This is a genomic window from Bifidobacterium crudilactis (assembly GCF_000738005.1).
In the GTDB taxonomy this organism is placed as follows: Bacteria; Actinomycetota; Actinomycetes; order Actinomycetales; family Bifidobacteriaceae; genus Bombiscardovia; species Bombiscardovia crudilactis.
This window is the reverse complement of sequence record NZ_JHAL01000002.1, coordinates 1,485,913-1,500,821: the sequence shown is the minus strand read 5'-3', so window position 1 is coordinate 1,500,821 and position 14,909 is coordinate 1,485,913. Positions and strand designations below refer to the sequence as shown.

Genomic DNA, 14,909 nt, shown 5'->3' with positions numbered 1-14,909 from the left:
GGCATCGGGGCGTCGCGGTGTTGACACGATGCCCCGATACGGTGGTGAATCACCGCTGACGCATGCGTGAATGCACCAGCGAGACACAGATGGCCGAGACCAGCAACATCGCGGCAGATACGGAAAGCCACAGGATCTGCGATCCGGTTGAAGCCAGATGACGCGGTTGAGCGGACGCGGAATCGGAAGCGTTCTGTGATGTCGCGGAGATGGCGCCTGAACCGAGTGCGTGCCCTGCGTGTGACTCCGGCGACGATTCAGGTTGCTCCTTCGGAGATGCAGGGGATTCGGCCGGCGCGCTCGCGGATATGACGGCAGCCCTCACCTCGGATGCAAGGCCCTTGGCGTCGTTGACGTACACTCCGCTGACGGTCTTGAGCTTGCCGTTGTCGACGTCCTGCGCGTTCAGGGTGATGGTCGTGCTCCGTCCCGGAATCGAGATACGCGTATTCGCCGCCACCTCTCCTGCCGGAATGCTCGTTCCCGCAACAGTGCCTCCTGCCGTCGTCATCGTGACGGCGCCGTCGCTACCCACCGAAACGGCTATGTCTTTCAGCGTCGTCTCAAGCGATGAACCGGGGTAGAGGGTCAGACTTCCCACTGTGGCCGTATACCGTTCGGTTGTTACCGATGAAGTCAGCGCGCTTGCCGATATCTGCCCCGCGTAACCGTCCGATGCGTCATCGGCGTTTGCCGCTGCAGGAAGCTTTGCATCATTGCCCTTGGGCCCTGAGGCCGCTACCGGTCCGAGGGACGAGGGACCCTGCGCGTATGCGCCATAGGCGTACAACGCCGGAAGTGTGCCTGTTTTGTTCGAGTTGTCGTCCGAAGGGTCCGGTGTCGGATTGGGCTCCGGGTCGACGGGTGTTTTGGCGGGTGACCACCGTGTTTGCCCGAGTATCACGGAAGGATATGCTCCGGTGAGATCCTGGTATCGAAGGGCGTTGATGGTGATGCTGCCGTCTGCATTGGTGATGCGTTCGTTGAAATACACATGCACTCGGGCGTTGCCGTTCGCATCCATTCCCGTATACAGGTCGGTTCCGCTGTTGATCCATACTCCGTTGACGAAAACACCTGAGGTGCCTCCGGCGAAGGATACGCTGGATGACCCGTCGGACTTTACATCCAAGGACAGCCCGTATACTCTCAGGGCGCTCCACATGTACATGCCGATATCCGAGGTGTCGGGTACCTGCTCGAAGGAGTCCAGAGACACATGTGCGCTGCCGTCGTCGGACCGCTTAACGCTGATGTTGCTCGCGGTGATGTGATGTTCTTTGGACTCGACCGTATCCGAGGATACTGAACCGGTGGTGTCGATGCGGGGCTGCTGGTCGATGATGGGCGTGCCGTCCTGTGCAGTCACGGTTATTCCCGATGCCGCCGCAGGTGTCTGCACCACAGGTGCGGCTGCGCAGCTCACGACGCCGAGCTGCACGCGCCAAATTTCGGATGCGCCAGCCTCTCCCTCGATGCGCAGAGCCGTTGCCGTGGTCCGCCCGTTGGCATCCGACGCACGCTCGGCGATATGCAGCGTGGTACTGCCGTATCTATCGGAATCCGGCAGGTTGTAGGTGTATCCGTTGGTGAGCTTGTCCTGATTCAGGATGTTCTTACCGTCTACGCTGAGAGAGCCGAAGGACACCTCGGTTCCGCCGTCTCGGGTGCATGTGGCTTTCAGGTCGGTGAATGCCACATCCGGCCGGTCTCGTAGCTGATAACTACCGCTTTCGATGGATGCGGATGCGCCGTCCGAAGCTGCCCGTGAACTCAGATGGTGGGATTGCGTAGTGTTCAGTTTGAAGAAGTCGTCGGTCGAATCGAGGCTGTTGGTCACTGTGGCGCCGCTGGACCATTCGCTCAGTGGTGCGGCGTTCTGTCTGACCTCTCCATCGGCGTCGAGGATGCGGACGCCGTAGGCGCTGGTCGCAGCCGTTTCGGCCGCTTGGGCGCTTCTTTCCGGTGCGATATGAAGGGCGAGGGCGCACAGGACGGCCAGTGCGGACAGGCCTGCCCCCAGGCGTCTGGTGATTATGGAAGTCGGTATATGACGTGTCATTGTTGTTCTCCGAAGTTCTTGAGGAATTCGCTGCCGTTCGGTACTCCGACGCCGGTCACGGGGTCCCATCCGGCCGAGGATTGCAGGCTCTGGGGCTTGGTGTCCCACATGTAGAGGGTCTCAAGCCATAGCTGGCCGGTCACGGCGCTTCGCCGATACCAGGTGGCTGCGGATGCGGGTTTCACATCACGCAAGGCTGCGGTACCTGCGAGTTTGTACAGGAAGGGCGCGGCCAAACCGATTTTCGTGCCGCTCTGAGCCTTTGCTAGATCGACGGTGGCTGCGACCATCGGCGTGGCCAGACTGGTCCCGCCGTGCGATTCATAGGTAGGTGTTCCGTCCGATGGCGAATAGACGGTGAATCCTGTGTTCGGGTCGGCCAGTGACGACACGTCAGGCAGCAGACGTCCGTTTCCCGAAGTGGAAAGTCCCTGTTGCCAGCTCGGACGTGCATAGTATTTGGACTGTCCGCCGCCCGCACCGTAGATAAAGCCCGGGGGAATGATGGCCCCGTTGTGGGCGAAACGTGTCTGGGTCTCCCATCCTGCCTCGACCTCGATGTTGCCGTTGGCATCCAGGCCGGTGCTTGTTCCTCCGACCGCCGTGACATATGGGCTGGAAGCGGGGGAAGCGACGTCGGCTCCATCCTGGTGGTCTCCTGAATTACTGTAATCTCCGTCATTCCCTGTTGATGCGAAAACCGAAATGTCCCTGGACGCCGCTTCGACGAGGATGCGGTTCAGCAGTGAGCGGTCGCCTGCGGTATCCAGTTCTTCCTGTGCTCCGAAAGATAGGGAAATCACGTCAGGGGTATTCGTGGCCTCAACGGCATCGAGTATGCGCATGTAGAGGCTGTTGGTCGAGCAGTCATTTGCTCCCCAGTATTCGATGTTCGCATCGGGCGCGATGGCGTGTGCAGCCTGCACGTCGAGATGCTGTTCGGTGGTCCAGGCGGCCGAGCCGCCGCAGCGCGATTCATCGGGTGAGGAGGGCGCATGGTGGACGTACTGGCCTGGCCTGAACACCTGGGCTCCTGCTTTGGCGAAGTAGGTATTGGTATTCGCCTCCACGGTCGGGTCGTCGTATGCGGCGACGATGCCGATGGTCGTGCCGCTGCCCGTAGCCGCTGCCGGAAGCTGATGAATCGACCGTAATTGTTGAGGACTGTACCCGCACAGGGCGTTCGAACGGTATTTCACCATGACATTGGCTGGCCAATCCTTGGTCAGCTTTTCGCCCCAATACGTTGCGCAGTCGTCGCTGACGGTGGAGGATGTGGATTCCGTGGGCGAGGAGAGGGTCGTCGGTGTTGCGGCATCCGTTTCGACCAGGCCTGTGACGGTCTCGACTGCCGAAAGATTTCCGGGTATGGAGAGATCCGTCCGTGGAGCGACAGCTCTGCGGCCGTCGATTTCGGTGGAGATGAAGGTGGTGCTGAAGGCCTTGCCGAATACCGCTCGCGTTCCTGAAACGCTCAGGGCAGATATGAAATCATGCCGTTGCGTAATCTGCAGCTGAGAGTCCCCAAGCCATTGTTCCAGCGCTTGTCGTTGTGCATGTCCCGCGTTGGGTTTCAACAGTATCGTCGCAGAGATTGTGCCCGATGCCACCCGTGTGGATGACGTTGCCGTGTTGTCTGCGGATGTCCAGTCGGGCGCGGTTCCTTTCAAACGAAGTCTGCCGTCGGCCAGTTTCACGGGCTTGGCGTATTCGGTGTATTGGGCGGTCGACTGTGCGAGGTGTGCAGGCTCTGTTGTTTGCCCGCTGTGAGCTATCGGTGCCGCAGTATTCGCCTGCATGGTTATCAGGGCGCCTGTTGCTGCGATGCACAGCAAACCGGCGGCGATGGAGCGCGAAAGGCGCATGGAATCTCCCTCTTCTTCAATGAGTGTGGATATCGGATGGTTCGTGCTGGCGGTGACCCCATATCATCCGTCAACAATCAGTAATGATAACCAATATCAAACAAATGCTCTAACAAACACGCTGAGGGGATACGGCGTTCCGTATGGATGCAAAGCGTGGCGCCCGGGTGCCTTCGTGCAGCACGGAGTGTTCCGGCTTCAACGCCTGGGTTTGGGCCTTGCAGGTGAAACGACCTGTGACGGGGTCGGCGCATCCGCCGCGTGCGACGGCAAATTGCTCATGTCGATGAGTGACAAATATTGCGTCGCGACCCCTGAAAGTATGCGAGATTGTGGTCCGGAAAGACGGTATCGAAAAATTGTGCTGAATGCCGAACTTTGCTAGTCTTTCGCAGGGGGGAAAAACTATATGACAAAACAACGATTATTTCGATACATAACTCTGCTTATTTCTGTTGCGGTATTGTTTGCCACATGCGTAACCTGGGTGACCTCGGCGAAGGCCGACGATCAACTGGGCTCGACCTTGGTGACCGAGGACTTCACCGGTTCAAGCGTCAATGACTCCAGATGGATTGCCTTGGGAGGCGCGTGCCTGACGTCCGCCACTGATCCTGCAACGGACGGCAGCAAATCCAATCTTGGTAAATGCACGAAGACCACTGATACCGATTATCTGAGCGGGAAGAGCAACGGCTTCCTGCAAATGACCGATAACTCACAGGGAGCCGCCAGCGACGTGCTCTTTGATCGCGCGATTCCTTCTCGTTCCGGGTTGGACATCAGTTTTTACCAATACCAGTTCCATACATCAGATTCAGGTATCGGAGCGGCGGATGGCATCGGCTTCTTCCTCACCGACGGTTCGTATACGCTGCAAAAGGCGGGCCCGACAGGCGCTGGGTATGGAGGTGCGCTAGGATATGCGAGCATCGAGCAGCAGCCCGGCATCGCTCATGGTGTACTCGGCCTTGGTCTTGATGTCTACGGCAATTATTCTGCGCAGCCTTATGTGGGTACCTCTTGCAAGAGTGTTCAGCATAGCAGGACTCCGAACAGCGTGGTGCTCCGAGGTGCAGGAGACGGCACCGAAGGGTACTGCATGGTGCAAAACGACGCCGGTGCATACACGTCAACAAGCAATGCTTTACAGACCTCGGCCCCCGAAGCCGGAGTGGCCGGTGCCAACAACGGCTCGCTGGTACGCGTGGTGATTTCACCTACCACTGATGCAGATCCGTATCCTTCCGTCAGCGTGTCGATTAACGGAGCTGTCGTTTCGACGTACAAACTGACTACTCAGCTCCCGTCAACCGTGAAATTCGGTTTCGCGTCCTCCACAGGATACGGACATGAGGCTCATCTCATTCGCACCGTGGCCGTTAAATCGGTCAACCCTCTGAACGCGTTGAGTTTGGTCAAGACAGTCAACCACAACAGCAGCCTTGGTGGAACCGACAAGACCGTCTTTGCCGCCGGAGATACGGTGCCATATTCCTTCCTGGTGACCAACACCGGTCAGGAAACGCTCAAGAACATTTCGGTTTCGGATGCGAAAATCAACGGTCAACCCAGTAATAACAACGTCACGTGTACCGAACCTGAGGGTGGACTTCAACCTGCTGATTCCATGACATGCACCGGAACGTATGGGCCGTTGAGCGCCGAGGAAGCCCAGAACGGGCATTTCGACAATACTGCCATTGCGCAAGGTTTCAATGACGGTGGCACGACCGTGAAGTCGAATGAATCAACGGCGACAATACCGCTGTACACCACAGCCGATTTCTCCGTGAAGAAGCAGGTCACCGGAGGGGCGTCGCAGGCGGTCAACGATTCTCAGACGTACACCGTGAAATATTCATACGAGTCAGGAAAATACCAGTACTGTGCAGCTGACGGAAGTCCGAATCCGACCGATACCACCGAGAGCTTCCCCGCAGCCGAGGGGACGCTTCAGGTCAAAGGCGACGGCTCCGCAGTGTCCAGTGGCCAGATTCCCACCGGTGCCGTGGTGACGTTGTCGGAACAGACACCTGCCGACACGGATGCGGTCTCTTGGGGTGCGGCAACCTTCTCGTCGAACAAGCTGACAGTCGGCTGCCAGGGTGTCACCACGGCGATAACCCTGACGAATACCGCGAATCAGAAGCCTGGTTCCGTCGAATGGTCAAAGAACGACTCGGGTACGAAAGCTCTGATCGCCGGTTCGCAATGGCAGCTGACGCTTCCTGATGGGAGCAAGCAGACCGTCGTCGATAACGGTGACCATGATGCCGATCCCGCCGAAGGAAAGCTGAAGGTCACGGGACTGGCATGGGGCAAGTATTCTCTTGAGGAAACCAAGGCTCCCAGTGGCTATCTGATAAAGTCCAAACCCATCACCTTCGAGGTTTCATCGGATCATCTGGTGGCGGAGCTGGGCCAAATCGAAAACGACAAGGGGAGTGCAGGCCTGGTCATCAAAAAGACCTCAGACCCTCAGTCAGGAGCCACGGTCGCCCCGGGTGCCACCGTCACCTACACGGTTACGGCAAGCAATACAGGCAATGTGGAATTGAAACCCGTGACGGTTGTCGACGACCTTTCCAAGGTGCTGAGCAACTCCACGTACGTCCAGGGTTCCCTGCGATCGACAATCGATGGCAAGGCTGCCGGTACTGCTCAAATCGAAGGGTCCTCGCTCAAGTGGGAGGGAACTCTGGGAGCAGGACAATCGGTTGACCTGGTATACAAGGTTGTGGTTTCGGAGCATGCCACGGATGGCACCACCCTGGTGAATGTCGTTTCGGGGACGGGTGTACCACCGGAGGGCGTTGATCCGCCAACCCCGAATTGCACGACGGAAAACCAGACCACCAACCCGGACTGCACCACGCAGACCAAGGTGGTGGTCCCTCCGACACCAGCGACTCCGACGACCCCGGCGGCACCGGGCAAACCGGGAACGCCAGGACAGCCCAGCGTCCCCTCGACGCATCTTGCTACCACCGGAGCATCGGTTGCCCCGATAGCAGGTGGTGTGGTGCTGTTGATGCTTGTCGGCTGCGCGACTCTGCTCCTTCGTCGGCGCGAGAACATGAAGTCCGAGCGTAGATAGAAGACGGATGTTTTTTTGGGGGGGTGCCTTGTCCTTGTCGGCAAGGCACCCCCCAAAGCATGCGGTGCTCATTGTCTGTATCGCTGCCGCCTCGATACTGCAGCGATACAGGCGTGTTCCCGCTCAGGGACGCTGGAGCGAGCGTCGTGCGATGAGCAGCACACAGCCGCCGAACGCTGCGGATACCGAAGCGATGAGTAGCGCCGAGCCGGTGTCGGTGCCTGTGGAAGCCAGGGTTTTGGTGCCACTGACCGTATTTGAGGCACCACCGACCTTGTCCGAGGCTTTGGAGGACTGGTTCGCGCTCGCGCCGTTGCCGGTGTTGCTGCCCGTTGCGCCCGAAGTGTCAGTGTCGGTCCTGCCAGTGCTCGAATCATTGCCGGTGTCGGCTGTGATAAGAGGGGACTCCTCCGTCGAGATTCCGGACAGGCAGCGCTTCAGCTCGCTTTCCTTGTACCATGTCGATTTGGCCGAGACGGGTGTGCAGGAGGAATTGAACTGGATTTCCTGCTCGTTGTAGAGCATGCGAACGATGGGCGTGTATGCCTTGGCTGTTACGGGGTCGATTCCGCTTTTGGTGTAGACGTCCCACTGCACGTTGGCCGCCATAGGCGTCACGCTCTCCCCGCGCCAATCGTTGCTGGCGTAGTTGAATACATCGCTTTCATTCTGTGGATTCTCCACAGCGGGCGCCTGGGTCGTTGATCCGGGTAATTTGAGCAATGCGGCGAAGGGCATGATAGTTTCCGCATGTGCGAAGCGGAATGTGGCAACCGTGCTGCCGCCCGAAAGCCGATTGTCGATGGTGGAGAAGAAGTCGTCGAGTAAAGGCTGTGCTATGGAATACGTGGAGCTCTGACCCGAGTAGCTTGGACCTTTTTCGTAGAAGTCCTCGGAGTCGAGGATATAGGCGAACCAGGAGGCATCATTCTCATGACCTTTGAAGTAGGTATTGAAATCGAATGAGTGGGCACTGTTGTTCTCATTGCTCATATCAACGGCGATGATATACAGATTGTACAGATCCATAGCGGCGTCAACCGGTGACTTGATGGATTTGCTCATCTCTCCGCAAGCATCCGCATCGACTGTGGGGTCTGCATTGGCTGCGCAGTTGAGATATTCGGTCTGTGTCGCGTCGTGCTTCTTGCCGTCGGTGGTGTTGTACCACTTATGGGAGCTATCGGTGCCGATGCTGTCGATGAAGTCCTGTGTGAAGATGCCGGAAAGCAGATTCTGTGCGGAGGTGGTGGATTGCGGAAGGCCTTTGATGTAATCCTCCGCATTGGCGATGGTTGCGTCGTTGTCGACGAAGTCGCCGTATTCCTGGGCTATCTGGGCGGCGACACCGGTCTTTTGGCTGCCGTCGGGATTGTCGACCTTGTGGAAGTACAGGGTGTTCGGCGTTTTGTCGAAGATGGAAGCGGCACCTGATCCGGCAGGCGCGAGTGGAGTGACGGTGCTGTTCGCCAGGCCGTTGGCTGAAGCCGCGTTGAATCCCTTGGCGAAGTTCTCTCCTGACTCCGTGGCCCGCGCCTCTCCTGACGACTGATAGGATATGGTTCCTCCATCGCTTGCGGCTTGTGAGAACAGGCTGGAGTTGCGCCGATAGGCGCGCTCGCCGATGCCGTAATGCTGATCGGCTCCCTGCCCTGTGAGCATGCCGTAGCCATTATCGACATTCGCTGCAACCAAGGCGTTGACGTTGCTTATGAAGGTGTCCCGGACGCTTTCGCTGACGAAGCCACCTTCCTCGGATGCCGTTCTCGCCATATTCAGCAGCAACGCGTCGTACTTGTAGCTGGACAGACCGCGCGAGCCGTGGCGTGCGACGGATTCGGTGTAGATGGGATGATAGCCGGCGGGCGCCGCTGAGTAGACGGTGCTGTCGGGTGTGACATATGGCTGTTTGCTGCTGTAATAATGTCCAGTTTCTGCGGCCTGGGCCGTGCCGACGAAGCTCGCAGCCGTGCCTGCGGCTATCAGAGCGATGGCGCATGTTCCCGTCAACAGACGTTTGCTGTGCATGTGTGTTTCTCCCCTTGTTTCGGCTTCCGCTGCAAGATGGCATGCTGTGTTCAGCCGCAAGCGCGAGTATTCCGCGCATACCGGCGGCAACGTGGATTCGGCGGATGGCTGATGCGTGCCTGTACTCGTCAGACGGAGATGTTCCATGGAACACAGTCGTTTTTACCGACGAGCAGTAGCCGGTCGGGGTATGCAACGTGTACGTGGGGTAAACAATCGGAAAATGCAGGATCTGTGATGGGGCTGGGCTTGAAATCGGATGCTGCCGGATGTTGCGATGGAGGGGTGTTCCGTTATCTAGACAGCGAAATGCGGGCTTGTCGGGTGCTCGAATCCTGCCGCCTGGATCTCAGGGCGACAAATGGCCAGAACATGGATTGCTGACCGAGGCTTCTGACGAGAGCAGCTCTCCGCTGTCTGCGCTGGGTGGATTTGAGTCTTAGGGTCGAGTCCACGGTCGGAGGTGACGGGCATGGTGAGGATGCCGGCATTCCGCCGTGTTTGCGGGTCATGCGATGCTCTGCTTTCGTGTGTAGGGAGGTCGCATCTGTTATCGTCAAGGCCCCGGAAATGCGTCGCAATGAAAGAACTTTTGTATTACATATCGTGCTTGTATTTTCTTACATTGTTTTACATTGCGGCACTCGGCGAAATGAACCATTATTGGCCTAAATAACGTTCATACTTGCATGATCCAACCAACGAAGGTTTGTTCAATGAAAACAATATGCAGAAAGCTTGTTGTGCTTGTGTCTCTCCTGTTCATACTTCCTCCGTTTCTCATCGCGTATACGGCTCAGGCAGATGAAGTTGCCCCGAGTGCGAACAGCACGGACTCAACAACGTTAGACATGCTGTTTAACAACAGTTATCAGGTTTTTAAGGATTTGAGAAACGACAAAGGCATTTATCGAGACAGTGTTCTACTCACCAATGCGACGCCTTATCACCCTTCCTCCGTAGCGGCATCGGGTATAGGTCTGTTCTCGGAAGCCATCGCCGCAAAAAAGGGCTGGGAACCAGATGCCCTTGCCAATGTGAAAAAAACAATATCCACCATGACTGGCAATACGTCAGGATTCAACGCCGAGAGAACCGCAAACGGGTATTACCGTCATTTCATCAATATGGACACCGGAGCACGAGAGTGGAATTCGGAGTTCAGCACCGTCGATACGGCGATTTTCGTGACCGGCTCACTATTCGCGGCGAAATACTTCAATGACCCCGAACTCAACGCCATGGTTTCGAAGCTTTACCACTCTATAGATTTTGGTGCAGCTATAGCTGACCCCGACACTGGTGGAATCTACATGGTCATGAACGCCGACGGTACCGGCGACGCCAAAGCTATAACGCTGCCATACAACGAGTATATCGTCGTGGCTTGGCTCGCATACAATCAGAACATTGACAACCCACAGAGCAAGGCGGTCCAACTGTGGAACAACAAGTTTGCTGACACGGATAATCTACTCACCGCGAAATACAAGGACATCGACCTGCTGACCGACAACTCCGACCATTACCTGTCCTCGTTCACGGTCCTGTTCCCATATTATATGGTGAACATGTTCTCCAAATCAGATGGTTACCGTAGCTATATGGCCAATGCCTATAAAGCCGACAAGCTCTGGAGCGAGGAGGAGGGCGCCGACACCTATGAATGGGGGAACGGTGCCGGTGCGGCACCAGCACCTGTCGGATATCATGCCGACTCGATCAATAACAACGAGTTTAGAATAATCTCCCCTCAGATCATTTCGGGCTTCCTTCCAATCAATCCCAGCGGCAAGCAAGATCTATTGGATCTATACTCACGAAATAAGGGTGTCTACAGCTTGCAGTCAGATCAATCAACAAAGATTCTTTGGCGGTACAGCTTGTCCCAACCTGAATGGCAGCCCGATTCCGTACAGGCAATTGATTATTCGACTATGCTTTTCGGTCTCGCCACCCAAGACAAGGACCTGGGAACCGCCTTCTTCCAGAACAACAACAATTTTTATACCACCGTCTCCTTTGATCTCAACGGGGGTGGTGGGGCTCCACCTGCGGCAAAGCACCTTGTTTCGACGGATACGCTCGAGGAGCCAACCAAGCCTTCACGCAGCGGATACAGTTTCGTCGGATGGAACACGGCGCCGGACGGATCAGGAACCCAGTGGGATTTCTCCGCAAACTCTCCTCGCAATAAGGATTTCACCCTCTTCGCGCAATGGAGAGCGGTCAACATCCATAGTGTCGCATTCGACTTGAATGGCGGGAGCGGCGAAGCTCCGGTTACGCAACGGGTTCCGGCGGGTGGCAGTGTACAAGAACCATCTCGGCAGCCTGTGCGCACCGGCTATCGGTTTGTTGGATGGAGCGAAGAACGGCATCAGGAAGGAGCGCGGAAATATTGGAATTTCGCCACCGATGTGCTGCCCGATAAAGACATGGTGCTCTATGCTCAATGGGTGCGCGACACGCTGCCCGAAACGGGGCAGAGCTCCGTGCCGTTGGTGCTCATGTGCTGTGTGCTCCTCTCGGGAGCCGCCCTGCTGCTTGGGCTAAAGAAGAAACACCGCAGCAGGTGATTTCAGAGCACTGCACCGCCGTGGACATCACTGTCGGCGCCCCTGTTGGAAGACATTGGGCATCGAATAGGTCGTTCATTGCGGTGCGGTGGTCGCTTTAGCTGGTCGTACGTCATCGTGAATGATCCGTATCGATGATGGTGTTGTGGATTGTAGAAGATCCTTCCCTGACATGGCGGGGCAACCACAGAAGCGAAGGACACCGACTCAAGACACACGATTCTGCATGCTCCCGTTCCGGAACCTGGCTTTTGCCCTCTTCTGTTGGACCACTCCAAGTTTGGTGCCCCATTCCGGCTGAATCAATAAGCCTGGTGCGAGCCTCGCATACATGCAGAATCCGGCCTGTGGCTTGATGTCCCATATGACCGACGGCAAGCGGCAGCCGGCGCATTGCCGTCAGTGCCGGTGCGAATGTCAAGGCATTGCAGAGGATGCTTGGGCACAAGAGCGCGGCCATGACCTCGGATACGTATGCGGACCTGTTCGATAGTGACCTGGACGGCGTTGCTCAGGGTATCAGCGACCGCATTCCTGATTTGAAGTGTGCCTGATTTGTGCCTGTTCGAATCATTCGAACACTTAGAACCGCTGTAATATCAAGGCTGAGTTGTGTGCGCGAGATGGGACTTGAACCCACACTCCCGAAGGAACAGGAACCTAAATCCTGCGCGGCTACCAATTACGCCACTCGCGCGATGCTTGCCGTGCACGCTCGCCGATTGCGGCAGGGCATCCACAGTGTGCCCATAGTACTTGGTGTTTTGGTATAGCACCACATTCGCTCGTGTTGTATCGACGAGAGCAAGTCCGAGCGTGACCTGATGGCGTTCCGAGAGCGTGCATCGCACGGTAGTGAAAAACTTGTCTATCTATAGATTTGATTAATTCAAATGTTTGAATTAGTCTTATAAGTATGAGTATTGATACCGTACCTGGCTGGGAGGAACGCCTGCGCTCCTCGCATATTCGCGTGACATCGCAGCGCCTCGCCGTCCTGACTACGCTCGATGCGCATCCTCACAGCACCGCGGCGGAAATAGCGGAGTACGTGGCGCATCAGGATTCCGCAGCTCTCACAGTGCAGGGCGCATACGCGATGCTGCAGCAGCTTGAGGCCTCCGGTGTGGTGCGACGCGTCAGCCTTCCGGATTCAAGCAGCATCCGTTGGGAGACGAGGGTCGGAGACAACCACCACCATGTGCAGTGCGTGGTGTGCGGTCGCATCGAGGATGTCGATTGCGTGATAGGCGAGGCTCCGTGTCTGACCCCGTCGGACACTCACGGCATGCGGATACTGGAGGCGCAGATAGTATTCCGCGGGCTGTGTTCCTCATGTGCCGAACAGGTGGCGCGGGAATCCGCACACCCCTGAGGTCTCGTGGGAGTTCCGGAGCAAGGTGCAGGTGCCGCATCGACTGTCGTGATTCATCGGCAGCCTGCACAGTCACCATCCACAGTCAGCATCCACACAATGAACTGTTATGGGCAACATCGAAACAGATAATATCCACACAACGAATAGGACAACAATATGAGTGAAGTGCACAAGGTCATCGTCGTAGGCTCGTCACACGGAGGGTATGAGGCGGTTCAGCAGATTCTGCTGGATGCTCCAGAAACCGAAATCCAATGGTATGAGAAGGGAAGTTTCCTCTCCTTCCTATCCTGCGGCATGCAGCTGTATCTGGAGGGTGTCGTCAAGGACGTCAATGCGGTGCGTTATGCCACTCCTGAAGGAGAAAGCGCCAAAGGCGTGCATGTTTTTGTGCAGCAGGAGATTACGGCCATTGATGCCGAGGCCCATAGCGTCCATGTCGTGAACCATGAGACGGGCGAGGAGCGCGATGAGTCCTATGACAAGCTGATCCTCAGCCCTGGTGCGGTTCCTGCTCAGATTCCCGTCGAAGGCAGAGACCTCAAGAACATCTACGCCATGCGTGGGCGTGATTGGGCCATCAAGCTGAAGGCTGCGACCGTCAACCCGGACATCAACGACGTGGTCGTTATCGGTGCGGGATATATCGGCATAGAGGCCGCTGAGGTATTCGCCAAAGCAGGCAAGCATGTGACCGTCATCGACCTCGCGGACCGCATATTGCCCCTGTACATTGACAGCGAGTTCACCGAGCCCCTCACCGCAAGCCTGGAACAGCACGGTCTTACCGTGGCAACAGGGCATTCGGTGCAACGTTTCGAAGGTCAAGACGGCACAATCAGCAAAGTGGTCACCGATAAAGGCACTTTTGACGCCGATCTGGTCATCGAATCAGCGGGCGTGCGCGCCAATACCGAATGGTTGAAGGATGTGGTGAAGCTTGGTGAGCACGGGCTTATCGAAGTCGATGACTATCAGGCGACAAGCGCTCCGGACATCTACGCGGTCGGTGATGCCACGCTGGTGAAATTCGCACCCACCGGCGGGTATGCCCACATCGCCCTAGCGACGAACTCGCGTCGTCAGGGAAGGATTGCGGCGCGTAATGCGCTCGGTGAGCTTATCGCCTTCCCTGCAGTATCCGGATCGTCGGCACTTTCCGTCTTCGACTACAAATTCGCTTCCACGGGCATCAAGGACAGCACCGCCGGCACATATGGAATCGAAACCAAGTCGGTTCTTGTCAAGGACACCTATCGTCCGCCTTTCGTGCCCGACGCGGCAGGGAATGCCGAAGTGCTGTTCAAGCTGACCTTCGCGCCGGAGGATGGACGTATTCTGGGTGCACAGATTATGTCGACACAGGATACGACCGCGAACATCAACGCGATTTCCCTGGCGATTCAGCAGCATGTGACCGTCGACCAGCTGGCATACGCCGATTTCTTCTTCCAGCCGGGATTCGACCGTCCGTGGAACATCATGAACGTAGCGGCTCAGCAGGCGGTGCGAGAGCTGGCTGCAGTGAAAGACTAGGTGACGGCATCACGCAAACCATAGTCAGATAATGACGAGGGCCACGGGGAATTCACCGTGGCCCTCGTCATTATCGCGGTCGCATGGATGAGACCGGTATCGGAGCCACTTGACAGAATCGAACTGTCGACCTTCTCATTACGAGTGAGACGCTCTACCAACTGAGCTAAAGTGGCAATCAATGCTTCACCTTCTGATGAAAGCGAGCACAATCTCTAGATTGTAGCGGAAACTGGGGATTTGTCGAATCTGGGGGTGTAGCGACTCGTCCCACACCTCCGGCAGACTGGTTGTGAGACAGGTATGGCATGTTTCCCAGCCGATATTCACAGTATGAGGCGAGTTATGAGCGAGAATAGAA

The 14,909-nt window shown here is 56.8% G+C and carries 8 protein-coding genes, 2 tRNA genes and 1 pseudogene; 6 read left to right on the top strand and 5 right to left on the bottom strand.

Annotated features, from left to right (window positions below):
• Nucleotides 1-49: 49 nt before the first annotated feature.
• Both DB51_RS08330 and DB51_RS08325 read right to left on the bottom strand, forming a co-directional pair.
• Nucleotides 50-2,062, bottom strand: a complete 2,013-nt coding sequence (locus tag DB51_RS08330; RefSeq protein WP_034253189.1) for a hypothetical protein — start codon at nucleotides 2,060-2,062, stop codon at nucleotides 50-52.
• On the bottom strand, nucleotides 2,059-3,927 hold the full coding sequence (locus DB51_RS08325) for a S53 family peptidase (RefSeq protein ID WP_051867396.1): 1,869 nt from the start codon (nucleotides 3,925-3,927) through the stop codon (nucleotides 2,059-2,061). The genes DB51_RS08330 and DB51_RS08325 overlap by 4 nt, the downstream gene beginning before the upstream one ends.
• Between DB51_RS08325 and DB51_RS10230 the strand changes: the two genes are divergently transcribed.
• Together DB51_RS10230 and DB51_RS08320 are read left to right on the top strand one after the other, a co-directional pair.
• On the top strand, nucleotides 3,926-4,312 hold the full coding sequence (locus DB51_RS10230; protein ID WP_156958289.1) for a hypothetical protein: 387 nt from the start codon (nucleotides 3,926-3,928) through the stop codon (nucleotides 4,310-4,312). The genes DB51_RS08325 and DB51_RS10230 overlap by 2 nt on opposite strands.
• A 102-nt stretch (nucleotides 4,313-4,414) precedes the next feature.
• Complete coding sequence (locus tag DB51_RS08320) at nucleotides 4,415-7,027, top strand: DUF7927 domain-containing protein (RefSeq protein WP_034253187.1); 2,613 nt, start codon at nucleotides 4,415-4,417, stop codon at nucleotides 7,025-7,027.
• 123 nt (nucleotides 7,028-7,150) lie between these two features.
• On the opposite strand, the gene DB51_RS08315 is transcribed toward DB51_RS08320, so the two are convergent.
• On the bottom strand, nucleotides 7,151-9,055 hold the full coding sequence (locus tag DB51_RS08315; RefSeq protein ID WP_051867395.1) for a histidine-type phosphatase: 1,905 nt from the start codon (nucleotides 9,053-9,055) through the stop codon (nucleotides 7,151-7,153).
• A gap of 851 nt (nucleotides 9,056-9,906) precedes the next feature.
• Between DB51_RS08315 and DB51_RS08310 the strand changes: the two genes are divergently transcribed.
• Both DB51_RS08310 and DB51_RS10080 read left to right on the top strand, forming a co-directional pair.
• Nucleotides 9,907-11,634, top strand: a complete 1,728-nt coding sequence (locus DB51_RS08310; protein ID WP_162174636.1) for an InlB B-repeat-containing protein — start codon at nucleotides 9,907-9,909, stop codon at nucleotides 11,632-11,634.
• A 392-nt stretch (nucleotides 11,635-12,026) separates the two neighbouring features.
• Nucleotides 12,027-12,188, top strand: a pseudogene (locus tag DB51_RS10080) (site-specific integrase); the annotation flags it as partial.
• Between the two features lie 61 nt (nucleotides 12,189-12,249).
• On the opposite strand, the gene DB51_RS08300 reads toward DB51_RS10080, so the two are convergent.
• Nucleotides 12,250-12,331: transfer RNA gene (locus DB51_RS08300), tRNA-Leu, on the bottom strand.
• Nucleotides 12,332-12,550: 219 nt separating this feature from the next.
• Between DB51_RS08300 and DB51_RS08295 the strand changes: the two genes are divergently transcribed.
• Nucleotides 12,551-13,009, top strand: a complete 459-nt coding sequence (locus DB51_RS08295; RefSeq protein WP_034253183.1) for a Fur family transcriptional regulator — start codon at nucleotides 12,551-12,553, stop codon at nucleotides 13,007-13,009.
• Between the two features lie 159 nt (nucleotides 13,010-13,168).
• A complete protein-coding gene (locus DB51_RS08290) occupies nucleotides 13,169-14,548 on the top strand; it encodes an FAD-dependent oxidoreductase (protein ID WP_034253181.1) in 1,380 nt (459 codons plus the stop codon).
• Nucleotides 14,549-14,651: 103 nt separating this feature from the next.
• Here DB51_RS08290 and DB51_RS08285 read toward each other — a convergent pair.
• Nucleotides 14,652-14,724: transfer RNA gene (locus DB51_RS08285), tRNA-Thr, on the bottom strand.
• Between the last annotated feature and the right edge of the window lie 185 nt (nucleotides 14,725-14,909).

Bases quoted from the DNA above. Each gene is read 5' to 3' on its own strand.
- DB51_RS08290 (WP_034253181.1), top strand. From the start codon at position 13,169: ATGAGTGAAGTGCACAAGGTCATCGTCGTAGGCTCGTCACACGGAGGG.
- DB51_RS08295 (WP_034253183.1), top strand. From the start codon at position 12,551: ATGAGTATTGATACCGTACCTGGCTGGGAGGAACGCCTGCGCTCCTCG.
- DB51_RS10230 (WP_156958289.1), top strand. From the start codon at position 3,926: ATGGAATCTCCCTCTTCTTCAATGAGTGTGGATATCGGATGGTTCGTG.
- DB51_RS08325 (WP_051867396.1), bottom strand. From the start codon at position 3,927: ATGCGCCTTTCGCGCTCCATCGCCGCCGGTTTGCTGTGCATCGCAGCA.
- DB51_RS08315 (WP_051867395.1), bottom strand. From the start codon at position 9,055: ATGCACAGCAAACGTCTGTTGACGGGAACATGCGCCATCGCTCTGATA.
- DB51_RS08330 (WP_034253189.1), bottom strand. From the start codon at position 2,062: ATGACACGTCATATACCGACTTCCATAATCACCAGACGCCTGGGGGCA.
- DB51_RS08310 (WP_162174636.1), top strand. From the start codon at position 9,907: ATGCTGTTTAACAACAGTTATCAGGTTTTTAAGGATTTGAGAAACGAC.